The 22,948-nt window shown below is 63.2% G+C and carries 20 protein-coding genes; 12 read left to right on the plus strand and 8 right to left on the minus strand.

Annotation, left to right across the window (positions count from 1 at the left end):
• Nucleotides 1-81: 81 nt before the first annotated feature.
• The 5 genes from dapD to cls all read left to right on the plus strand — a co-directional run bounded on the left by dapD (nt 82) and on the right by cls (nt 5,399).
• A complete protein-coding gene (gene dapD, locus PQQ52_RS09900; RefSeq protein ID WP_063496544.1) occupies nt 82-909 on the plus strand; it encodes a 2,3,4,5-tetrahydropyridine-2,6-dicarboxylate N-succinyltransferase in 828 nt (275 codons plus the stop codon).
• Nucleotides 909-1,274 (plus strand): ArsC family reductase, encoded by a 366-nt coding sequence (locus PQQ52_RS09905; RefSeq protein WP_408209845.1) that lies wholly within the window; start codon nt 909-911, stop codon nt 1,272-1,274. The genes dapD and PQQ52_RS09905 overlap by 1 nt, the downstream gene beginning before the upstream one ends.
• Nucleotides 1,275-1,520: 246 nt before the next feature.
• On the plus strand, nt 1,521-2,660 hold the full coding sequence (dapE, locus tag PQQ52_RS09910) for a succinyl-diaminopimelate desuccinylase (RefSeq protein WP_408209848.1): 1,140 nt from the start codon (nt 1,521-1,523) through the stop codon (nt 2,658-2,660).
• Between the two features lie 16 nt (nt 2,661-2,676).
• Nucleotides 2,677-3,561: a 50S ribosomal protein L3 N(5)-glutamine methyltransferase gene (gene prmB, locus PQQ52_RS09915; RefSeq protein WP_408209850.1), complete on the plus strand. Its 885-nt coding sequence runs from the start codon at nt 2,677-2,679 to the stop codon at nt 3,559-3,561.
• A gap of 398 nt (nt 3,562-3,959) precedes the next feature.
• Complete coding sequence (gene cls, locus PQQ52_RS09920; RefSeq protein ID WP_408209852.1) at nt 3,960-5,399, plus strand: cardiolipin synthase; 1,440 nt, start codon at nt 3,960-3,962, stop codon at nt 5,397-5,399.
• 143 nt (nt 5,400-5,542) lie between these two features.
• On the opposite strand, the gene PQQ52_RS09925 is transcribed toward cls, so the two are convergent.
• Nucleotides 5,543-6,022 carry a glutathione peroxidase gene (locus PQQ52_RS09925; protein ID WP_408209855.1) on the minus strand — a complete coding sequence of 160 codons (480 nt, stop codon included), beginning with the start codon at nt 6,020-6,022 and terminating at the stop codon, nt 5,543-5,545.
• Nucleotides 6,023-6,157: 135 nt separating this feature from the next.
• Between PQQ52_RS09925 and PQQ52_RS09930 the strand changes: the two genes are divergently transcribed.
• Nucleotides 6,158-8,092 carry an ATP-binding cassette domain-containing protein gene (locus PQQ52_RS09930; protein WP_408209858.1) on the plus strand — a complete coding sequence of 645 codons (1,935 nt, stop codon included), beginning with the start codon at nt 6,158-6,160 and terminating at the stop codon, nt 8,090-8,092.
• A 133-nt stretch (nt 8,093-8,225) separates the two neighbouring features.
• Nucleotides 8,226-9,296, plus strand: a complete 1,071-nt coding sequence (locus tag PQQ52_RS09935; protein WP_408210329.1) for a CaiB/BaiF CoA transferase family protein — start codon at nt 8,226-8,228, stop codon at nt 9,294-9,296.
• Between the two features lie 99 nt (nt 9,297-9,395).
• On the opposite strand, the gene PQQ52_RS09940 is transcribed toward PQQ52_RS09935, so the two are convergent.
• The 3 genes from PQQ52_RS09940 to alr all read right to left on the minus strand — a co-directional run bounded on the left by PQQ52_RS09940 (nt 9,396) and on the right by alr (nt 12,415).
• A complete protein-coding gene (locus PQQ52_RS09940; RefSeq protein ID WP_408209861.1) occupies nt 9,396-9,674 on the minus strand; it encodes a DUF2866 domain-containing protein in 279 nt (92 codons plus the stop codon).
• A 144-nt stretch (nt 9,675-9,818) separates the two neighbouring features.
• A complete protein-coding gene (gene radA, locus PQQ52_RS09945) occupies nt 9,819-11,195 on the minus strand; it encodes a DNA repair protein RadA (protein ID WP_408209863.1) in 1,377 nt (458 codons plus the stop codon).
• A gap of 149 nt (nt 11,196-11,344) precedes the next feature.
• Nucleotides 11,345-12,415, minus strand: a complete 1,071-nt coding sequence (alr, locus tag PQQ52_RS09950; protein WP_408209866.1) for an alanine racemase — start codon at nt 12,413-12,415, stop codon at nt 11,345-11,347.
• A 218-nt stretch (nt 12,416-12,633) separates the two neighbouring features.
• On the opposite strand from alr, the gene lplT reads away from it, so the two are divergent.
• Together lplT and thiD are read left to right on the plus strand one after the other, a co-directional pair.
• A complete protein-coding gene (gene lplT, locus PQQ52_RS09955) occupies nt 12,634-13,941 on the plus strand; it encodes a lysophospholipid transporter LplT (protein WP_408209869.1) in 1,308 nt (435 codons plus the stop codon).
• 58 nt (nt 13,942-13,999) lie between these two features.
• A complete protein-coding gene (thiD, locus tag PQQ52_RS09960) occupies nt 14,000-14,806 on the plus strand; it encodes a bifunctional hydroxymethylpyrimidine kinase/phosphomethylpyrimidine kinase (protein WP_408209872.1) in 807 nt (268 codons plus the stop codon).
• 54 nt (nt 14,807-14,860) lie between these two features.
• Here the strand turns inward: thiD and PQQ52_RS09965 are convergent, their stop codons facing one another.
• Genes PQQ52_RS09965 through tsaB form a run of 4 tightly spaced genes read right to left on the minus strand, consistent with a single transcriptional unit; the run spans nt 14,861 to nt 18,306 of the window.
• The gene (locus PQQ52_RS09965; RefSeq protein WP_408209873.1) at nt 14,861-15,961 is read right to left on the minus strand and encodes a DUF1853 family protein; all 1,101 of its coding nucleotides are present in this window, start codon (nt 15,959-15,961) and stop codon (nt 14,861-14,863) included.
• Nucleotides 15,958-17,013 (minus strand): uracil-DNA glycosylase, encoded by a 1,056-nt coding sequence (locus PQQ52_RS09970; protein WP_408209875.1) that lies wholly within the window; start codon nt 17,011-17,013, stop codon nt 15,958-15,960. Before PQQ52_RS09970 ends, PQQ52_RS09965 begins: the two co-directional genes overlap by 4 nt.
• Nucleotides 17,000-17,494 carry a ribosomal protein S18-alanine N-acetyltransferase gene (rimI, locus tag PQQ52_RS09975; protein WP_408209877.1) on the minus strand — a complete coding sequence of 165 codons (495 nt, stop codon included), beginning with the start codon at nt 17,492-17,494 and terminating at the stop codon, nt 17,000-17,002. The genes PQQ52_RS09970 and rimI overlap by 14 nt, the downstream gene beginning before the upstream one ends.
• The gene (tsaB, locus tag PQQ52_RS09980; protein WP_408209880.1) at nt 17,491-18,306 is read right to left on the minus strand and encodes a tRNA (adenosine(37)-N6)-threonylcarbamoyltransferase complex dimerization subunit type 1 TsaB; all 816 of its coding nucleotides are present in this window, start codon (nt 18,304-18,306) and stop codon (nt 17,491-17,493) included. The genes rimI and tsaB overlap by 4 nt, the downstream gene beginning before the upstream one ends.
• Nucleotides 18,307-18,466: 160 nt before the next feature.
• On the opposite strand from tsaB, the gene PQQ52_RS09985 reads away from it, so the two are divergent.
• From PQQ52_RS09985 to aceA, 3 genes are all read left to right on the plus strand, one after another.
• Nucleotides 18,467-18,736 carry an acyl-CoA-binding protein gene (locus PQQ52_RS09985; protein WP_408209883.1) on the plus strand — a complete coding sequence of 90 codons (270 nt, stop codon included), beginning with the start codon at nt 18,467-18,469 and terminating at the stop codon, nt 18,734-18,736.
• Between the two features lie 568 nt (nt 18,737-19,304).
• Nucleotides 19,305-20,960 (plus strand): DEAD/DEAH box helicase, encoded by a 1,656-nt coding sequence (locus PQQ52_RS09990; RefSeq protein ID WP_408209885.1) that lies wholly within the window; start codon nt 19,305-19,307, stop codon nt 20,958-20,960.
• Nucleotides 20,961-21,411: 451 nt separating this feature from the next.
• Nucleotides 21,412-22,716 carry an isocitrate lyase gene (gene aceA / locus PQQ52_RS09995; protein WP_325046871.1) on the plus strand — a complete coding sequence of 435 codons (1,305 nt, stop codon included), beginning with the start codon at nt 21,412-21,414 and terminating at the stop codon, nt 22,714-22,716.
• Nucleotides 22,717-22,948 lie beyond the last annotated feature (232 nt).

Raw genomic sequence — 22,948 nt, forward strand, 5'->3', positions numbered from 1 at the left:
TTTTTCGTGAGCTTCTGTATTCAGCAACCCCGCGCACCGCATTCCCTTCTTCAGACTTCAACTCTTCAGAAAAGCACGCATATGTCGCAACAACTTCAGCAGATCATTGATACCGCCTGGGAAAACCGCGCCGAACTGTCGCCGAAGGCCGCGCCGGCCGACGTGCGCGAAGCCGTCGCCCACGCCATCGAGCAACTGGACAAGGGCGCGCTGCGCGTGGCCGAAAAGAAGGACGGCGACTGGGTCGTCAATCAATGGCTGAAGAAAGCCGTGCTGCTGTCGTTCCGCCTGGAAGACAACGTGGTGCAGCCGGCTGGCGGTTACTCGCAGTTCTACGACAAGGTGCCGTCGAAGTTCGCCAACTACACCGCTGAAGACTTCGCCGCCGGCGGCTTCCGCGTGGTGCCGCCCGCGATCGCGCGCCGCGGCTCGTTCATCGCGAAGAACGTCGTGCTGATGCCGTCGTACACCAACATCGGCGCTTACGTCGATGAAGGCACGATGGTCGACACGTGGGCCACCGTCGGTTCGTGCGCGCAGATCGGCAAGAACGTGCACCTGTCGGGTGGCGTGGGCATCGGCGGCGTGCTGGAGCCGTTGCAGGCCAATCCGGTCATCATCGAAGACAACTGCTTCATCGGCGCGCGTTCAGAAGTGGTGGAAGGCGTGATCGTCGAAGAAAACTCGGTGATCTCGATGGGTGTGTACCTCGGTCAAAGCACCAAGATTTACGACCGCGAAACCGGTGAAGTCACGTACGGCCGCATTCCGGCGGGCTCGGTGGTGGTGGCGGGCAACCTGCCGTCGAAGGACGGCTCGCACAGCCTCTACTGCGCCGTGATCGTCAAGAAAGTCGACGCCAAGACACGAGCAAAGGTCGGCCTGAACGAGCTTCTGCGAGGCGACTAATGGCACGCGGCACCAAGACCGTCGTCTATGGCATCCCGAACTGCGACACCGTGAAGAAGGCCCGCGTGTGGCTGGAAGAGCACGGCGTCGAGTTCGAGTTCCACGACTTCAAGAAACACGGCGTAACCGAGCCGCTCGTGCAGGACTGGCTGAAGGACGTGAAGCTCGACGCGTTGCTGAACCGTCGCGGCACGACCTGGCGCGGCCTGTCCGACGACATGAAGGCGGCGGCGGACACGCAATCGGGCGCGATCGCGTTGATGATCCACAAGCCGTCCGTGATCAAACGGCCGGTGCTGGTGATCAACGGAAAGGTCAAGTCGCTCGGTTTTGCGGCAGACGAATACGAAGCGCTGTTTGCCTGATTGACTGCCTGATTGGCCGATTGCGTGATCCTGATCCGAAGTTCAGGATCGAGCGAGAGAGTCGAACCTGGCGCGAGGCGTAGTATCAGACGTTAGGGCCGAACGCGAAAATCACACGCGAAGACGCTGAAAGACGCCAAAAGATGTAAAACGCGGCGTCGCCGCGTTGCTTAAAAGCTGTTGCCGGCTGCGGTGTCCAACCGCCAGCCGGCATTTTTTCATTTCAAAGTGGCTTGTACTGAATCCATGTCCGGCACCCTCGCCCTTACCGAACAACTGATCGCGCGCGCCTCTGTGACGCCCGACGACCAGCATTGCCAGCGCCTCCTGATCGAACGCCTGTCCGCGCTCGGCTTCGAGCACGAAACCATCGAATCGCACGGTGTGACCAATCTGTGGGCCGTCAAACGCGGCGTCGACGGAACGCGCGGCAAGCTGCTCGCGTTCGCCGGCCACACGGACGTCGTACCGACCGGCCCGCTCGAACAATGGCACTCGGCGCCGTTCGAGCCGACCCACCGTGACGGCAAGCTCTACGGTCGGGGCGCGGCGGACATGAAGACGTCGATCGCCGGATTCGTGGTGGCAAGCGAGGAATTCGTCGCGGCGCACCCCGCGCATCGCGGCTCGATCGCATTCCTGATTACGAGCGACGAAGAAGGCCCCGCTACTGACGGCACCGTCAAGGTCGTCGAAGCACTGCAGGCACGCGGCGAGCGCATGGACTACTGCATCGTCGGCGAACCGACATCGAGCGCGCAGTTCGGCGACATGGTGAAGAACGGCCGGCGCGGGTCCATGTCGGGCAATCTGATCGTCAAGGGCGTGCAAGGCCATATCGCCTATCCGCATCTGGCGAAAAATCCGGTGCATCTGCTCGCGCCCGCGCTCGCCGAACTGGTTGCCGAACGCTGGGACGATGGCAATGAGTACTTCCCGCCCACCACCTGGCAGGTTTCGAACATCCATAGCGGCACGGGCGCCACCAACGTGATCCCCGGCCATGCGGACGTGATGTTCAATTTCCGTTTCTCGACGGCCAGCACGGTGGAGGGCCTGCAGGCTCGCGTCCATGCGATCCTCGACAGGCACAATCTCGAATACGACCTGCAATGGACCGTGAGCGGCCTGCCGTTTCTCACGCCGCGCGGCGATCTGTCAAACGCGCTGGCTAAAGCGATCAAGGACGAAACCGGCGTCACGACTGAACTGTCGACCACCGGTGGCACGTCGGACGGCCGCTTCATCGCCCGCATCTGCGAGCAGGTGATCGAATTCGGTCCGCTCAACGCCAGCATTCACAAGATCGACGAACATATCGAAGTCGCACACATCGAGCCGCTGAAGAATGTGTATCGCCGCGTGCTCGAACAACTGATCGCCTGACCAAGGAATATCTGCGATGACGCTCCCGTTTTCCACCGTCCGCGACCTGCTGCGTTTCGCGGTGTCGCGCTTCAACCAGGCTGAGTTGTCGTTCGGCCACGGCTCCGCCAACGCCTACGACGAAGCCGCCTATCTGATCCTGCACACGCTGCATCTGCCGCTCGACCTGCTGGATCCGTTTCTCGACGCGCGTCTCTCCGCGGCCGAAATCGACGCCGTATTAAACGTGATCGAGCGCCGCGCCGGCCAACGCGTACCAGCTGCATACATCACGCAGGAAGCGTGGATGCACGGCTTCCGCTTCTACGTGGACGAGCGCGTGATCGTGCCGCGCTCGTTCATCGGCGAGTTGCTGCAAGACGGTTTGCAGCCCTACGTCGAAGATCCCGAACAGGTGGGCGCCGTGCTGGAACTGTGCACGGGTTCCGGCTGCCTCGCGATTCTCGCGGCGCACGCATTCCCGAACGCGGATATCGACGCCGTCGATCTCTCCGCGCCCGCTCTGGAAGTCGCCACGCGCAACGTTACGGACTACCGGCTCGACGACCGCGTCGCCCTCTTCGAAGGCGATCTGTACGCGCCGCTCGCCGAGCGCCGCTACGACGTGATCATCAGCAATCCGCCCTATGTGAACGCCACCGCGATGCAGGGACTGCCCGCCGAATACAAGCACGAGCCGGACATGGCTTTGGCCGGCGGCGCGGACGGCATGGATATCGTGCGACGGATCATCGCTGACGCGCGCAACTGGCTGACCGAAGACGGCGTGCTGGTGGTCGAGATCGGCAACGAGCGCGCGAACGTCGAAGCGGCATTCGGCGGCCTCGATCTGGTCTGGCTGTCCACGAGTGCAGGCGACGACAACGTGTTCCTGATTCAGGCCGCGGATCTGCCGGTCTGACGTTTTGCAGCGCCATCTCGCGACGCGCACGGCAGGTGTTGACTGCTTGCCGCGCGTGTCGCACCTGAGTGCGCTTCCTGAGCCGGCCTCTCTCGCTCGTGCCATAGCAAACGCTCCTGGCCCAGCTCGTCGTGCCCGTGCCGTAGCAAACGCTCCTGGCCCAGCTCGCCGTGCCCGTGCCATAGCTGACGCCCCTGACCCGGCTTCTCGCGCGCATGCAGCAGCGGCCGTGCCCGTAAACCAACCGTACCCGCCCCTCCCCGGATCCGCGCAGGATTCAAAGACGCCTGACCGTCACGTCCCCTCAACGCACTCACGTTCGGTAAGATGGACGCGGTCAGCTGTCTGCTGCGCCGTTAGGTAGCCACGGCAGCGCTTTGCCAACCCTTCGCCCGCCTATGCAATTCGACCTGCTTCATATCGGCCCGCTGGTCGCCCTCGCCCATATTCTCGGCGTGGTTGCCGCGTGCCATGCGATTCTGAACACCCGCACATCGCAAGGTGCGATCGCGTGGGCCGTGTCGCTGGTCGCCATGCCGTATCTGACGCTGGTGCCGTACCTGTTCCTCGGCCGCAGCAAATTCCAGGGTTACGCGGACGCTCGACGCATCGAAAACGAATTGCTGCGCACGCGCGCCCATCCTCAGGAATGGGATACGCGGGCCTCCTCCGCGGGGCTGCCTACGCAGGAGCTTGGCGCGAGACTCGTGCATTCGCTTACGCGCCTGGGTGGCATGCCGTTCCTGCCGGGCAATTCCGTACGCACGCTGGTGAACGGAGCCGCGACTTTCGAGGCGATCTTCGAAGCGATCGAGGGCGCACGCAACTACGTGATCGTGCAGTTCTTCATCGTGCGCGACGACGCGCTTGGCGAAATGCTAAAGGACGCACTGATCGCGAAAGCGCAGCAAGGCGTACGCGTCTACTTTCTGTACGACAGTATCGGCAGTTTCGATCTGCCCCACCGCTACGTGGCGGCGCTGCGCGCAGCCGGCGTGGAGACGCATCCGTTCGCCACCAATCGCCGCTTCGTCAACCGTTTGCAGTTGAACTTCCGCAACCACCGCAAGATCGTCTCGGTGGACGGAGAACGCGCGTTCGTCGGCGGACACAACGTGGGTGTCGAATATCTCGGTGGCAAGCCGCCGCTGTCGCCATGGCGCGATACGCATATCGAAGTGCGCGGCCCGGCGGTCGCCAGCATCCAGTTCGTGTTCACCGAAGACTGGCACTGGGCGACCCAGCAGTTGCCCGAGTTCGACATGCCGCCCCCTCAATCCGGCGACGAAGGCATGCACTGCCTCGTCGTGCCGAGCGGCCCGGCCGACAAGCAGGAAACATGTTCGCTTTTCTTCGTCGAGGCGATCAACGCGGCGCGCGAGCGGATCTGGATCACCACGCCTTATCTCATACCCGACGAAGCCGTGTTCGCCGCGCTGCGACTGGCCGTGCTACGTGGCGTGGATGTACGCATTCTGATTCCGTGCCGGCGCGATCACCGCGTGGTGTTCACCGCCTCGAAACTGTATGCGTACGATTCGCTGCGCGCAGGCATCCGGATCTTCCGCTACCAGCCGGGCTTCCTGCATCAGAAGGTCGTGCTGATCGACAGCGTGGCGGCAGCAATCGGCAGCGCCAATCTCGACAACCGCTCGTTCCGGCTGAACTTCGAGATCATGGTGCTGACGGTGGACCGCGGCTTCGCCAAAGAAGTCGAAACGATGCTGCTGAAGGACTTCGCGGAATCCCTCGAAATCGACCGCAACGAGTATCGCCAGGCGAGCGCGCTGCGGCGCGTCCTGATGCACGTGGCGCGGTTGTTCTCGCCGATCCTGTAGCGCCCCTGCGGCTGCGTCACCGAGACCGGCACTGGCATCACCACCGGCATTAACATCAGCTCGGGTTCGAGCGCCGGCTCGCGCCCAGTCGCCAACTCCAGCACCCGCCCCAGCCCGTGCCGAACCGCCGACTCCACGACGCGTTACAACAGTTTCTCGATGTCGTCGGTGATTGCCTCGGGCTTGGTCAGCGGCGCATAGCGCTTCACCACATTACCGTCGCGGCCGATCAGAAACTTGGTGAAGTTCCATTTGATCGCCTCGAGCCCCAGCAAGCCCGGCGCCTCGCCCGTCAGATAGCGGAACAGCGGATGCGCATTGGCGCCGTTCACGTCGATCTTGTCGAACATCGGGAAGGTCACGCCGTAGTTCTTTTCGCAGAAGCTGCCGATCTGCGTGGCGTCGCCCGGTTCCTGCTTGCCGAACTGGTTGCACGGAAAACCGAGCACCGCGAGTCCGCGCGCCGCGTAAGTGCCATAAACCTTTTGCAGCCCCGCGTATTGCGGCGTGAACCCGCATTCGCTCGCCGTATTGACGATCAGCAAAACCTTGCCTTGATAGCGCTCGAGGCTCACTTCCTCGCCGCCGAGCGTGTGTGCAGAAAACGAATAAATCGATGTCATGTGCTCTCCCCGTGAAAGCCGTCAGTCTATGCCAAAAGCTTCGCCGGTACAGTCGGCCGAATGGCCGATCCCGGTTGAGCGCCCGGTGTCAGCCCCGGCAGTCTAAAATAGCGTTTTTCTTCAGTCGGCCTCTTCGTGATCCGCTTTAACCAGTTCAGCCTCGCGCGCGGCACCAAGCCGCTCTTTGAAAACACCACGTTCACCCTTAACCCCGGCGAGAAGGCCGGCCTGGTGGGGGCGAACGGCGCGGGCAAGTCGACGCTGTTTGCCGTGCTGCTCGGCGAACTGCACGCCGACGGCGGCGATTTCTCTATCCCGCCAAACTGGCAGATCGCCCATGTCGCGCAGGAAACGCCCGCGGCAGACAAGACCGCCCTTGCCTACACGCTCGACGGCGACGCGGCGCTGCGCGCGATCGAAGTATGCATCGCCGAAGCATCAGCCGCGCATGATGGCGCGGCGGAAGGCGAAGCGCACGCCGCATTCGCCGACGCCGATGGCTATACCGCCCCCGCCCGCGCCGAGGCTTTGCTGCTCGGCCTCGGCTTCACGCTCGAACAGACGCGCGAGCCGGTCAGCAGCTTCTCGGGCGGCTGGCGCATGCGGCTGAATCTGGCGCAAGCGCTGATGTGCCGCTCCGATCTGCTGCTGCTCGACGAACCGACCAATCACCTGGATCTCGACGCAATCGTCTGGCTCGAAGACTGGTTGAACCGATATCCGGGCACGCTGATCGTGATCTCGCACGACCGCGAATTTCTCGATTCGATCTGCAACGTGACGCTGCATCTGGAGCATCGGCAGATCAAGCGTTACGGCGGCAACTACTCGCAGTTCGAAATCCTGCGCGCCCAACAGATCGCTTTGCAGCAAAGCGCGTATGAGAAGCAACAGCGCACGGTCGAGCATCTGCAGAGCTACATCAACCGCTTCAAGGCGCAGGCCACCAAGGCGCGTCAGGCGCAGAGCCGCGTGAAGGCGCTCGAAAAGATGGAGTTGATTGCGCCGGCGCATGCGTCGTCGCCGTTCACGTTCGAATTCCGCACGCCCGATTCCGCACCGAATCCAATGATGGTGATGGAAGACGTGCGCTGCGGCTATCGCGGTGAAGACGGTGAAATTCCGATCGTCGACCATGTGATGCTGTCGATCCAGAACGGTCAGCGCATCGGCCTGCTTGGCGCCAACGGTCAGGGCAAATCGACGCTGATCAAGACGCTCGCCGGCACGCTCGAAGCGCTCGGCGGCCATGTGCGCGAAGGCAAGGGTCTGCGCATCGGCTACTTCGCGCAGCATCAGCTCGAAACATTGCGTGCGGACGACACGCCGCTGCAACATCTGGCGCGTCTTGCACCGGATACGCGCGAACAGGAATTGCGCGACTTCCTCGGCAGCTTCAACTTTTCCGGCGAGATGGCGACCGCGAAGATCGCGCCCTTCTCCGGCGGCGAAAAAGCGCGCCTGGCGCTCGCGCTGATCATCTGGCAAAAGCCGAACCTGCTGCTGCTCGACGAGCCGACCAATCACCTTGATCTCGAAACGCGTCACGCGCTGACCATGGCGCTCGCGCAATTCGAGGGCACGCTGATTCTCGTCTCGCACGACCGGCATTTGCTGCGCGCCACCACCGACGTGTTCATGCTGGTCGCGAAGCATCGTCTGCAGGAATTCGACGGCGATCTCGACGACTACCGCGACTGGCTGCTGCAACATGCCGCGGAACAACGCGCGGCACTGAAAGCAGGCACCGCATCGAACGGCGCGGATAGCGCGGACAGCGGCGTCAATCGCAAGGAGCAACGCCGCGTCGAAGCGGAAACGCGCCAGAAGCTCGCACACCTGAAAAAGCCGCTGCAAAGCCGCATCACCAAGATCGAAAAGGAAATGGACGCGCTCAACGCGGAAAAAGCGACACTCGATGCGTTTGTCGTCGATCCGGCCAGCTACGAGCCCGACCAGAAGAGCAAACTGACGGAGGCGATCCGCCGTCAGGCAGATGTGAACGCGCGCCTCGAAGCGCTCGAAGCCCAATGGCTCGAGACTCATGAGGAACTCGAACAAATCGGCTAGCGGCTGGCTGTTCGCGGTCCGCGCCGGCATCGATCGGAGGTAGCCCTTGTCACCTGTGAGCCCGTCTGAGTCGCCAGCTACGGCGTCAGCCGCACCGTCAGTTGCGTCATCATCCGTGCCCGCGCCCGCTCCGCTGCAAGGTCTGCGCGTGCTCGACCTGACGCGTCTGCTGCCCGGTCCGGTGGCCGCCTTGAGGCTTGCAGAACTCGGCGCCGACGTACTCAAGATCGAAGCGCCCGGCGCGGGCGACCCCACCCGCACGATGATGCAGTCGTCGAGCGACCGTGTGGCGGGCCGCCCCGGCGCGTTTTACCGGCTGGTGAATCGCGGCAAACGTGAGACGCGCCTCGACCTCAAATCGGAAGCCGGATGCAATGTACTGCGCGCACTCGCGGCCGAAGCGGACGTGCTGATCGAAAGTTTCCGGCCCGGCGTAATGGAGCGCCTCGGCATCGGCTATGAAATCCTGCGTGCGGTCAATCCGAGGCTGGTCTACTGCGCGATCAGCGGCTACGGCGCGAGCGGTCCCTTTGCCGATCATGCCGGTCATGATCTGAACTACATCGGTTACGCGGGCGTGCTCGATCAACTGGCGAGCCGTGACGGCGTGCCGATTCTGCCGAATTTCCAGATTGCCGACCTGCTCGGTGGCGCGCTGAGTGCGGTCACGCAGATTCTCGCCGCGTTATGGCATGTGTCGCGCGGAGGCGTCGGCCGCTTCGTCGACGTATCGATGACGCACGTCACGTACGCGCACAACGTCGTCGCGCAAGTGTCGCTCGCCAATGAGGGCGCCGCGCCGACCGCGGGCGCCGGTCTGCTGAACGGCGGCGTGCCCTGCTACAACCTGTATCCGACACTCGATAACCGCTGGCTGGCGGTCGGCGCGCTCGAACTGAAGTTCTGGGAAACGCTGTGCATGGCGCTGGACCGGCCCGAATGGGCGACGCGTCACTGGAGTCTGGGCCAGGCGATCGGCGGCCCGGACGCCGCCGCGTTGACGCAGGAGTTGGCCGACCTGATCGGCAAGCGTCCGCTGGCGGAATGGGTACTGCTGCTGGAATCGTTAGACTGCTGCGTTTCGCCGGTGCTGACCCCGGCGGAAGCCGCGCAGCACCCGCTCTTCAATCGCGAAGCGTACGCAGCGATGAACGAAGACCCGAATGGCGACGATGCTGGGGACGAGGGTCGCCAGACCCGTTAAGCGCGATTGAAGCGTGGCAAAGGTGAAGCGAAGGCCAAGCCGCGACTTGAATTCAGGCCGTGCAGGCTAATGCCCGACACCGCTCCAATCCTCAGCGCCTCAGCGGCGCACCGCTGTCTGCCGCGGCAAAACCTGGCGCGGCGTTTTTTCGTCGTCGTACAGAAAATGTTTGCGGCCTTCGACATGACGGTTGATTGTCGCGCGCACTTCGGCCGGAGTGACATCTTCGGCCACCACCCGGCGCGAAATCTGTCCCGTCGTATCAATCCACTCGACAATCCGGCAAGCGCCGCCCCAAGGCTGGCGAATAGGCTCGGAGACGCGGCAACCGCGCACCTGCATCGGTCGCTCGGCAACGGTTTCATATGACTGTTTCAAGGCGCGATCCTTTTTCGGGCATCAGAAGGGATGCAATACCCTCGCAGCTTAGGAAAAAGGAATGGCGGATTGGTTACAGCCAATATGGAGATATTTACCGCGCATTACCGGGGCCGATAGCGCCCGCAGGCGCCAAAGCCCCGTCTATTCGAGTGTGCGCACCCGGTCGATGGCCTGTTCGATCCGCTCAACCGCAACAACCTGTAAGCCTTCAATCGGCTGCTTCGGTGCATTGGCCTTCGGAATGACTGCGATCGAAAAGCCCAGCTTGGCCGCTTCCTTCAGACGGTCCTGACCGCGCGGCGACGGCCGGATTTCGCCGGCGAGTCCGACTTCGCCGAACACGACAAGCCCCTTGGGCAGCGGCTTGTTGCGCATCGACGAGTGAATCGCGAGCAGCACGGCCAGGTCGGCCGCCGGCTCGGTGATCTTGACGCCGCCCACCGCGTTCAGGAATACATCCTGGTCGAAACAGGCGATGCCGGCGTGTCGATGCAGTACCGCCAGCAGCATCGCCAGGCGGTTCTGTTCCAGCCCTACTGCCAGGCGCCGCGGATTCGGCGCGTTGGCGGAGTCCACCAGCGCCTGCACTTCAACCAGTAGCGGCCGCGTGCCTTCCTGCGTCACCAGCACGCACGACCCCGGAACCGATTGCTCATGCTGCGACAAAAACAACGCAGACGGATTGGCGACGCCGCGCAAACCGCGCTCGGTCATCGCGAACACGCCGAGTTCGTTGACCGCGCCGAAGCGATTCTTGATCGCGCGCACCAAACGGAACGACGAATGGGTGTCGCCTTCGAAGTAAAGCACCGTATCGACGATGTGCTCGAGTACGCGCGGCCCGGCGAGCGCACCTTCCTTGGTGACATGGCCGACCATGATGATCGTGGTGCCGGACTGCTTGGCAATGCGCGTCAATTGCGCCGCGCACTCGCGCACCTGCGCGACCGAACCAGGCGCGGAGGTCAGCGCGTCGGAATAAACGGTTTGAATCGAGTCGATCACCGCGACGTCCGGCCGCTGTTCAGCGATGGTCGCCTGAATTCTCTCGAGCTGGATTTCCGCGAGCAGTTGCAATTCGCTGGCCTTCGAGCCAGGTTCCAGCAACGAAAGTCGTTGCGCACGCAACGCAATCTGCGCGGCCGATTCTTCGCCGCTGATATAAAGCGCGCGTTTGTCCGCGGCGATTTCCGCGAGCGACTGCAGCAGCAGCGTCGATTTGCCGATGCCCGGATCGCCGCCAATCAGCACGACGCCGCCCGGCACCAGACCGCCGCCCAGCACACGGTCGAACTCGCTGACACCGGTCGAAAAACGCGGCACGTCGGACGCGTCGATATCGGCGAGACGCCGCACCGGTGCGCTCTTCGCGAGCGACTGGAAGCGATGCGTGGACGGCGCCTCCGCGACCGATTCCACCAGCGTGTTCCATGCATTGCATGATGGGCACTGCCCGGCCCACTTCGGCGATTGGCCGCCGCATTCACTGCAGATGTACAACGTCTTCTGTTTAGCCACGCGCCCTTGCCTGTGTTGCTGTTCTTTGGATTGATGCGCTTGCTGAAGCGCTCATCGAGGCGCTCATTGCAACCGTCATTGGGAATCTCCCTGCAACCGTCGGTAGGACCGCCATCGGCGGCCCTCATCCGGTCTGTCAGCGCCGCGCCTTACTCCGCCCGCACCGGCACACGCGGCGCCACCGCGCACATCAGCTCGTAGCCGATCGTGCCGCACGCCTGCGCGACGTCGTCGATCGGCAGCGCGGCTCCCCACAACTCGACGCGCGAGCCGACGTTAGCGGTCGGGACCGGCGTCAGATCGACGGTCAGCATGTCCATCGACACCCGTCCGACGATCCGCGTACGCACGCCGTCGACGATCACCGGCGTACCGTCCGGCGCGACCCGCGGATAACCGTCCGCGTAACCGCAGGCCACCACGCCGATGCGCATCGCCCCGCGCGCCTTGAACGTCGAACCATAGCCGACCGTATAGCCCTCCGCGAGCGTCTGCACGGCGATCAGTTCGGAGGCGAGCGTCATGGCCGGCTGCAAGCCGGTGCTTTGGATCGCGGCCGTCACGCCCGAGGGTGACGCGCCGTACAGGATGATGCCCGGACGCACCCAGTCGAAGTGCGCTTCGGGATGCCACAGCGTGGCCGCCGAATTCGAGAGGCTGCGCGCGCCGGCAATGCCTTGCGCGCCGCGCTCGAACGTTTCCATCTGATGGGCGATGCCACGTTCGCCGTCGGCATCCGAGAAATGGGTCATCAACGTGATCTGGCCGACGCCCTGGCAGGCTCGCGCACGCTCCCATGCGGAGCGGAATTTTTCCGCCGTGTAACCGAGGCGATTCATGCCGGTGTTCATTTTCAGCTGGATATTGACCGGCTTGGACAGGCGCGCCATTTCGAGCATGCGTAGCTGTTCGTCCGAGTGCAGCGCCGTGGTCAGGCTGTAGCGGTCGATCACGTCGATATCGGTTGGACGAAAGAAGCCTTCGAGCAAAAGAATTGGGCCCGCCCAGCCTAATTCACGCAACTTCACGGCTTCTTCGAGGTCCAGCAGTCCAAAGCCGTCGGTTGCGCGCAAGCCGGGAAAAGCACGCGCGAGGCCATGCCCGTAAGCATTTGCCTTGACGACGGCCCAGATCCTGGATTTTGGTGCGTAACGCCGGGCGACGGCAACATTGTTGGCGAGTGCGGCGGTATGAATCGTGGCTGAGAGGGGGCGCGGCATGGGTAATTTTCGTAAAGACGCTTGCGAATCAGGAGCTTACAGGGCGTTTTCAACGCTCGGCGGCCCACTGGGCGGTGCGATCAAGGATTCTGCTAGTCCGAATCCAGCTATTTTCGTGATATAAAGCCGTGCGCACAACCCATTTCGAACGGCATAAGCCCGGACGCCTTGCACACGGCCGGGGCGGACAGACCGCAGCGAGGACAGCATCGCATCAGATGAAAAAAGGCTTTTACACCATCATGGCCGCGCAGTTTTTTTCGTCGCTGGCCGACAATGCGCTTCTGATCGCTGCTATCGCACTGCTGAAAGATCTCCACGCCCCGAACTGGATGACGCCGCTGCTCAAGTTGTTCTTTGTGCTGTCGTACGTCGTTCTGGCCGCCTTCGTGGGCGCCTTCGCCGACTCCCGTCCGAAGGGACGCGTGATGTTCGTCACCAATACGATCAAAGTGGTTGGCTGCATCACGATGCTGGTCGGCGCGCACCCGTTGATCGCCTATGGCATTGTGGGTTTCGGCGCGGCGGCTTACTCGCCCGCCAAATACGGCATTCTTACCGAACTGCTGCCGCCTGACCGGCTGGTCGCGGCGAACGGCTGGATCGAAGGCACCACGGTCGGCTCGATCATTCTCGGCACGGTACTTGGCGGCGCGCTCATCAGCCCGCACATTGCCGCGCCGATCCTGCGGCACCACATCCCCACCGTCAACACGCCCGCCGAAGCAGCGATGCTGGTGATCATGACCATCTACGTGATCGCGGCGCTGTTCAATCTGCGCATTCCCGACACCGGCGCGCGCTATCCGAAACAGGAACGCGGCCCGATCAAGCTGGTCACCGATTTCGCCGACTGCTTTCTCGTGTTGTGGCGCGACAAGCTCGGCCAGATCTCGCTCGCCGTCACCACGCTGTTTTGGGGCGCCGGCGCGACGCTGCAATTCATCGTGCTGAAATGGGCGGAAGTGTCGCTGAACATGTCGCTTTCGGAAGCCGCGATTCTGCAGGCGGTGGTTGCCGTCGGCGTGGCCGCCGGCGCGATTTTCGCAGCCTCGCGCGTGCCCTTGAAGAAGTCGCTCACGGTACTTCCGGTCGGCATCATGATGGGCATCGCCGTGATGTTGATGGCCTTCTACACACGTAGTCTGTTCCCCACGCATTGGGGCCTGTATTTCGGCCGTGTGCATGTGCCGGGCTACCTGATCGTCGCGTATATCTTCCTGATGATCGTCGGTGGCCTGTCGGGCTTTTTCGTCGTACCGATGAATGCGCTGCTCCAGCATCGCGGCCACGTGCTGCTGTCGGCGGGTCACTCGATCGCCGTGCAGAACTTCAACGAAAATCTCTCTGTGCTCGTGATGCTGTGCCTGTACGCCGTGCTGGTGTGGCTCGACGTGCCGGTGACGGCGGTGATCGTGCTATTCGGCACCTTCGTCTGCGTCATGATGTGGTTCGTGATGCGCCGCCACCAGGCGAATCAGCGCGCGTTCGACTCGGTCGCGCTGATCGGCGAAGTCAAGCACTGACCCGCGGCGGGCACTGTTCTTAGTGGTGCCCGCGCCTTCCCCCTTTCCTCGTTTTGCCATGACTCAACCCATTCCCAATGTGCTGACGATCGCCGGTTCCGATTCCGGCGGCGGCGCCGGCATTCAGGCCGATCTGAAGGCTTTCTCGGCACTTGGTGCCTACGGCGCGAGCGTGATCACCGCGCTGACCGCGCAGAACACGCGCGGCGTCACGGCGATTCATGCGCCGGAGCCCGCCTTCATCACAGCGCAACTCGATGCGGTGTTCGACGACATCCGTATCGATGCCGTGAAGATCGGCATGCTGGCGAATGCGCAGATTGCGCGCGCGGTCGCCGATGCGCTGCGGCGGCATAAGCCGAAGCACATCGTGCTCGACACGGTGATGATCTCGAAGAGCAATCACGCGCTGCTGCTGCCGGATGCGGTGGCGGCCGTGCGTGACGAGTTGCTGCCGCTGGCCGATCTGCTGACGCCCAATCTGCCCGAAGCCGCGGCCTTGCTAGGCGTGCAGGCTGCCACAGATGAAGCCGGCATGGTCGAACAAGGCGAAGCGCTGCGCGCGCTTGGCGCGCGCGCGGTGCTGATGAAGGGTGGCCATTTGAGCGCGGCGGACAGTCCCGACTGGCTCGTACAGGACAGCGGCACGCTGCGTCTCGGCGGCCCGCGTGTGCCGGTAAAGAATACACATGGGACGGGTTGCACGCTGTCGTCGGCGATCGCGGCGTTGATTCCGCAACGCGACGATCTGGCGCGCGCGGTCGCCGACGCCAAGCTCTATCTGACCGGCGCGTTGCAGGCGAGCGATCGGCTCGACGTCGGCAGCGGCGTCGGGCCGGTGCATCATTTTTATCGGTGGTGGTGAGGGGCTGAAAGAGCTTCAGCATCGAGGCAGTGCTAGCCGCTGCGTTGCACGGCTTTACGCCCTGGTTGCGTCCGTCCGCCCCAATTGCTCCCGCGGCAGTAGCTGCTGCGCGTAGGCCCGCGCCAACTCAGGCCATTCGTTGGGCACGATGAAGCCACGCGAACATTCGACGCGGTTACCTGCACTGTCATCGACGAACGCCGCGATCATGGTCGGTCCGTGCTGATTTGAAGTTTGCGCAGCAAGCGCTTGGGCATCAACAAAAGCGAATCCCACTCCCTCCGCCGCACCCGGCGCGCCCACCGTACCTGACTCGTACCGCGTCGGCGCAAGCCATTCCAACCGTGGCAGCACGCGCCACGTTCGCGCATGCGTCGCGGCAAAGTCCGGCCACTCGCTGCGGGTCACCCACCAGCCACGTCCGTGCGACGGATCGAGCTCGACGGGATCGGCTGGCGCCTCTCCAGCGCGATAGAACAGCCAGCCTTTGATGAACATCTGCGGCGTCCACGGCCCTGCATAACCAACCGATGCGAATTCTTCCCGCGCGCTCAACGGCAGTTGATGATTCAGCACATGCGCAAGCTTCAGATCGAACCGGTCTTTCAGATTCGGGCCGACGTAGTCGGCTAATCGCGCCGCCGGCTGCATAGCCGGCTGGGCGGCGGACTGCGCGCGGCTTTCGCCCGCATGCAAATAGCACTTCACCGCCAACTCCCAATGCAGGCGAGCGCCCTGCTGCGTCTGCACGAGAAAATCGCATTCACCGAGCGTGACGCCGGCACGCCGCAACGGCACGCCGGCCGCGACAAGCCGCGCCGCTGGTCCGTGTTGCAGGAACCATCCGAGCAGCCGTTCGGCGTAGCGGCCAAGACGGGTGATACGGGTCGCGGCAAGGTCGCGCTGCAATTCAGCCGGATCGGTGTCCAGTGCGCGTAACCAGTCGACGGTTGCATCCGCTTCCTGCTGTGAGGCAAAAGGACTGGCGAGCGCGCCCACCGGTGGTTGCGCTCGCAACAAATCGGCGCTCAGCAGCAACCACGCCAGATCGCGCACGGCCGGTTCGCGCAAGGTGTCGAGCAGATTCTCGAGAACCGCTGCGGACGTGCCAGGCGCGGCGGCGAAGCGCGATGTCGGCCGGATCGCGTCGCTCACTTTGCCGCGTTGGACGGCACACCGCCAGCCGCGAGCCACGTGTCGCGCGCGAGGCACAGGTCTGCCCACGCTTTCGCCTTGTCGGGCAGGCTGCGAAGCAGATACGCCGGGTGATAGGTGACGATGACTGGCACCCCTTCATATTCGTGCACGCGGCCGCGCAGCGACGAAATGCTTGCCTCGGTCCTGAGCAGACTTTGCGCGGCGAAGCGGCCCAGCGCGACGATCAGCTTCGGCTTGACCAGCGCGACCTGCCGTTGCAGATACGGTTCGCAACGCGCGACTTCGTCCGGCTCGGGATTGCGGTTGCCCGGCGGCCGGCACTTGATCACGTTGGCGATATAGACGTTGCTGTCACGTGCGAGCATGAGCGAACGCAGCATATTGTCGAGCAGCTTGCCGGCCTGTCCGACGAACGGCTCGCCCAGGCGGTCTTCGTTCTCCCCCGGCGCTTCGCCGATCAACATCCAGTCAGCATTGCGATCGCCGACGCCGAATACCGTGTTCGTGCGTTTCTCGCACAGGCGACAGCGTTCGCAGGTAGCGACCTGCTCGCTCAACGCGTCCCAGTCGAGCGTCTGGATCGATGAGGGTTCGGGCGCTTCGCGGCGCGCTTCAGCGGGCGCATGGGCCGGCTGATCGTCGAACCATGCGAAGTCGTTGTCGGGCGGGCCGTCGAACGCCGGTGTTTCAGGTGTACGAGGTTGCTGCGATGGCTGCCGCGCTTCGACCGGCGTTTGCACGCGTCTCTGCTGTTCCTGCGCTGGCGGCGCAAGGCGCTCGCCTTGTACTTGTGCGGAATCGGCTTGTCGAGCTTCGCCGGTTTGCATTGCCGGCCGCGTACCGTCCAGGCCATTCTGCGCAAGCCCGGACGACGATGACTCACGCGCCGCCACAGGCGGATCGTCGCGATGCGCCTTCTGATCCGCGAACGCACCAGCGCCCTGCTCGACCGCGGCGTCAACTACGGGCTCCTGCGCCGCCGACATCCCGCGACGCACCCACAGCGGCGCAAGTCCGAACTCTTCCAGTACCGATTCATGCAGCGCCATCTGCGCCCTCCGTGGCAAACGAGAAACGCATCACGATGGCGTCCTCCCGGCTGCGAAGCCGCGCCGGATAATAGTTTTTGCGCCGGCCAATCGACGCAAAGCCGAAGCGCTCGTAAAGCCGGATCGCCCGATGATTCGACGGCCGCACTTCGAGCAGCAGGCCTTCGAGTTTTTCCGCGCGCGTAATACGTACCGCTTCGCGCAGCAGCGCGAGCCCGGCACCGACGCCTTGCGCGGCGGGCGCCACGCACAAATTGAGCAGATGCATTTCGTCGACCACCGGCATCAGCACGCAATAGCCGATCAGCGTGCCTGTTACGTGACGCAGGCAAATGCCGAAGTAGCCGTTGCGCAGCGAATCGCCGAAATTGCCGCGGCTCCACGGGAATTCATAGGCGATTTTTTCGATCGCCGCGACCTCGTCCAGATCGGCTTCGGTCATCGGCGACATATAACGGTCCGCCAGCAACACGCCGCTCATTGCCGGCCCTCACCTTGATCCACATCATGGACGAGCCTGGCGGCGGCTTGCTCGGCCTTGGCGGCTTTTTCGGCGACGCGTTCCGCCGTGGTCTGGGCGACCTTGTCGCGAATGTATTCCGGCGCGGCCTGGTCGGCGGGCACGGTGCGGCCGGCGCGAAACGCGCGCAGCGCCGCGTGCGCGAGCGGCACGGCATGCGGCAACGCTTCACCGTCGACGATTCGCGCAGCCGCGACGGCGGGCAACCGCGCGCCGAAGGCGGCAGCCGCATTGCCTGCCAGGGTGAAGGGGACGTCGGGCAAAACCAGCCGTTCCGGCGCGTCGAGCGAAGCCGGCTGAAGCGTGCGCCATTCGCCAAGGGCGGCGTCCCATGCGTAGTCGGCCCAATAGATTTCGTCCATCCGGGCGTCAAGCGCAGCGAGCACGCGGGTCGCCGACGGATCGCGCAGCCGTGCGCTTTCCGCGCACGCCAGCAGCGTGCTGACCGGCACGACCGGCAAATTCAGGCCGAATGCGAGGCCTTGCGCGACGCCCGTCGCGGTGCGAAGACCGGTGAATGAGCCGGGACCGGAGCCGAACGCGATGGCGTGGCAGTCCGCCAGCTTCAGGCCGGCTTCGTCGAAAAGCTCGCGGATGGCGGGCAGCAGACGCGTGCTGGAAACTGCGCCGGTTTGCTCGTGACGCACCCAAATCCGGGCTTCGGCGCGGCCTGGGTCCGCTATCTGGCTCGCCGCGCCGCTAGCGGCGGACAGGAGCGCTACCGAGCAGAATTCGGTCGAAGTATCGAGGGCAAGGAGCACAGTTTGAGTCATGGACCGTATTGTAATCGGCACGGCACGTGCTGATGCGGTTTTGGGATCACCAGCCGGACGCGGATGGATGTTTGGAATAACCCCTCGGCCCCGCGGCAGCATGCAGTTGTTATGATCATTGGCCCAGCCAGAACCAACCTCATCAGCAGGTAACACCACAATGACAGACATCAACGCGCAATTCGTCCAGGCCCAGGAAGATGCAAAGCAACTGCCCGAGCGTCCGGGCAATCTCACGCTTCTGCGCCTCTACGCCCTCTTCAAACAGGCTACCGACGGCGACGTCCACGGTGACAAACCCGGCTTCACCGATATCGTCGGCAAATACAAGTACGATGCGTGGGCCGCCCTCAAGGGCACCGCTCAGGACGCCGCGAAGCAGCAATACATCGATCTCGTCGAATCACTGAAGAGCGGCGCCGCGGCCTGAATCTGGCCCGTGGCGAAATCCGTTGTCGAAACGGCATTCCGGGAGGTCATTCCGGAATGGCCACTGCAAGGCAGGTCGCCTGGGTGGTCCTTAAATGGTTCCATAAAAGGCACAGGCCTCCTGACCAGATCCTCGAGCGGGTTCCTGCGCAGGCTGTGGGCAGGCTTCTTAAGCCCGTTCGGCAGCCAAACGGAAGTTTTCCGCCAGGAAACTTCTTAACGGTGGCGCAGTGCAACAAAACCCTATACAATGCTGCCTGCGCTTCACTGCTTTGCCCGGCTCTCCTCTAGCGGCCTTTGCGGCGCAGCGCCTCGTAGCGTTTAGCTCCAATCCAGTTTAGAACCTGTCCCCTCCTGCCTAGCCCCCTACGGGCGATCATGTCCCAGGCTGGCGGCGCGCCGTGTTGGCATGCCGCATCCGATACAGCTTCTAACGAAAAGCTCGCCTTTATTGTCGCGAGCTGCCCCCGTTTTTCGATTTGCTCGCTGCTTCTTTGCTCGCTGAATCCGACGACTTGGGTATGCCGATTGGCGCCGACGTTTTAATTCCCTGTGTACCAAGGATTCTCATGACTTCGAGCAATACCCCCAGCAGCCCGTTGAACGCCATCGCCGATCAAGCCCTCGGTCTCGCCGACGCACCCGTGCAGGAAGCAGCCGTTGCTGCCGCTCCGGAAGCTGTCGCCGCAGAAGCCGCAGCGCCGACCGGCCCGTCGTTCGCGTCGCTCGGTCTGTCCGCGGATGTCGTCTCCGCCCTGACCGCCGCTGGTTATCAAAACCCGACTCCGGTTCAGCAACGCGCGATCCCCGCTGCGATCGCTGGCCGCGATCTGATGGTCTCGAGCCCGACCGGTTCGGGCAAGACCGCCGCGTTCATGCTGCCCGCTATTGAACGTTTCTCGCAACTGCAAAAAGCACAAGCCAGCCAGCCGCGTGAGCCGCGTCCGGCTGACGGTGCCCGCACGCGCCGTCCGCAACCGGTTGCCCGTCCGACCATGCTGGTTCTGACGCCGACCCGCGAACTCGCGATGCAGGTCACCACCGCCGCTTCCACGTACGGCAAGCACCTCAAGCGTCTGCGCACCGTCAGCATTCTGGGCGGCGTCGCTTATGGTCAACAACTGATGCTGCTGGCAAAGAACCCGGAAATCCTGGTTGCTACGCCTGGCCGTCTGATCGACCACCTGGAACGCGGCCGTATCGATCTGTCGCAACTGCAGATCCTCGTGCTCGACGAAGCCGACCGCATGCTCGACATGGGCTTCATCGAAGACATCGAAACGATCGTCGCCGCTACGCCGGCTTCGCGTCAAACCATGTTGTTCTCGGCTACGCTCGACGGCAAGATCGGTTCGCTGACCGGCCGTCTGCTGAAGGATCCGGAACGTATCGAGATCGTTCAACGCCTCGAACAACGTACCAACATCGCGCAAACCGTCCACTATGTTGACGACCGCGATCACAAGGATCGTCTGCTCGACCATCTGCTGCGCGACGAGGGCCTCGATCAGGCTATCGTCTTCACGGCAACCAAGATGGACGCTGACCAATTGGCTGGCCGTCTGGCCGACGCTGGTTTCGAATCGGCTGCTCTGCACGGCGATCTGCCGCAAGGCGCGCGTAACCGCACGATCAAGGCTTTGCGCGAGCGCCGTGTGCGCGTGCTGGTCGCCACGGACGTCGCCGCTCGCGGTATCGACATCCCGGGCATCACGCACGTGTTCAACTACGACCTGCCGAAGTTCGCTGAAGACTACGTGCACCGTATCGGCCGTACCGGCCGTGCTGGCCGCTCGGGTATCGCAGTGAGCCTCGTGCACCACGCCGAGCAAGGCGCGCTGAAGCGCATTGAGCGTTTCGTGCGTACCCCGCTGGCGGTCAATGTCGTCGCAGGCTTCGAGCCGCGCAAGTCGGCTCCGTCGGGCAACGGCGGCCGTCCTGGCTTTGGCGGCCGTGGCCGTCCGGGCGGTGGCAACAGCGGTGCTGGCCGTCGCTTCGGCAGCGGCAGCGGTGCTGGCAAGCCGGCTGGTAACGGCGGCGGCGCTCGCAGCGGTAGCGGCAATGGCGGCGGCTGGGCCGGCAAGTCGGCTGGCGGCGGTTCGCGTGAAGGCGGCTTCGGCGGCGGTTCGCGTGAAGGCGGCGGCGGCTTCGGCGGCGGTTCGCGTGACGGCGGCTACGGCGCACGCCGCAGCGACGGTCCGCGTACGGCGCGTCGCGGCAGCTAAGCAGCGACTCAGCAGTCATCAGGCAAACGCTATTTACGTGACTCGTTCAGCACGTAAGGCGGCCTGAAAAAAGACCCGGACGGCCCCGCGCCGCCCATCAGTCAAAAGAAACCGGTGCTCAGGCGCCGGTTTTTTTTCGTCCCTGCTTTGTCGGCCCTCGAAATTTCACGATGTGGAAAATTTTTTTGCGTCGTAAAAAATCGTGCTGCAAGGCACAAGATACCCTATTGCAAGATGGAAAAAGGCATTTCTCAATGCGGAACGCTATGAGTAAGCCATTGATTTTTAATCAGAATAAAAATTACAAAAACACGCCTCGGCCGCTATTGCGCGACGATCGATTTGCCTAGACTCTTATATAAGACTTCACGAAACGAAACGCCTTAAGGGGCCAGCCGCTTCGACGAAGACAAGCGTCACTTATCCATTACAGGCAACCAAGGAGCACACCATGTCCCGCGAACAACAAGCCAAACAACTTCAACAGCAATGGGAAACCGATCCGCGCTGGAAAGGCGTGAAGCGTACGTACACCGCTGAAGACGTGATCCGTCTGCGCGGCTCGGTGCAAGTGGAACACACGCTCGCCAAGCGCGGCGCGGAAAAGCTGTGGGAAAGCGTCAACAACGAGCCGTTCGTGAACTCGCTCGGCGCGCTGACCGGCAACCAGGCTATGCAACAGGTGAAGGCCGGTCTGAAGGCGATCTACCTGTCCGGCTGGCAAGTGGCGGGCGATGCGAACGTGGCCGGTGAAATGTACCCGGACCAGTCGCTGTACCCGGCAAACTCGGTGCCGCTCGTTGTGAAGCGCATCAACAACACGCTGACGCGCGCTGACCAGATCCAATGGTCGGAAGGCAAGAATCCCGGCGACGAAGGCTATATCGACTACTTCGCACCGATCGTGGCCGACGCGGAAGCCGGTTTCGGCGGCGTGCTGAACGCGTTCGAACTGATGAAGGCCATGATCGAAGCCGGCGCGGCAGGTGTGCACTTCGAAGACCAGCTCGCTTCGGTGAAGAAGTGCGGTCACATGGGCGGCAAGGTGCTCGTGCCGACCCGCGAAAACATCGCGAAGCTGACCGCCGCGCGTCTGGCCGCCGACGTCTCGGGCACGCCGACCGTGCTGCTGGCCCGCACCGACGCTGAAGCTGCCGACCTGATCACGTCGGATGTGGACGACAACGACAAGCCGTTCCTGACGGGCGAACGCACGGTGGAAGGTTTCTACCGCACGAAGCCGGGTCTGGAACAAGCGATTTCGCGTGGCCTCGCCTACGCGCCGTACGCCGACATGATCTGGTGCGAAACCGGCAAGCCGGACCTCGAGTTCGCGAAGAAATTCGCCGACGCGATCCATAAGGAATTCCCGGACCAGCTGCTGTCGTACAACTGCTCGCCCTCGTTCAACTGGAAGAAGAACCTGGACGACGCAACCATCGCCAAGTTCCAACGCGAACTCGGCGCAATGGGCTACAAGTTCCAGTTCATCACGCTGGCCGGCTTCCACGCGCTGAACTACTCGATGTTCAACCTGGCGTACGGCTATGCCCGCAACCAGATGACCGCGTTCGTCGAAATGCAGCAGGCTGAATTCGCAGCGGCCGAAAAGGGCTTCACCGCAGTCAAGCACCAGCGCGAAGTCGGCACCGGCTACTTCGACGCCGTGACGCAAACGGTCGAGCGCGACGCGTCGACGACCGCGCTGCACGGTTCGACGGAAGACGAACAGTTCTTCGACAAGAAGGTCGCTTAAGACCCCCGCGGTCTGATCGCGATAACGGCAAGGCAGACAAAAAAGCGGCCCCTGAGAGGGCCGCCGTCAGGGAGGAGCAAAGCTATCAGGGCAGGCGTAGCCGGTCTGCCCTGATAGCTGGATCTAGGGAGAGATGGCAGGAGCAACCAAAGCCAGCACAACGCATTGTGCGGCGAGCATAGGACGCGCCGGTCTCATCGCCGGCGCGTTTTTTTGCTATGTCGTACCTGCT

The organism is Paraburkholderia sediminicola (genome assembly GCF_046030555.1).
GTDB classification, from domain to species: Bacteria; Pseudomonadota; Gammaproteobacteria; order Burkholderiales; family Burkholderiaceae; genus Paraburkholderia; species Paraburkholderia sediminicola_E.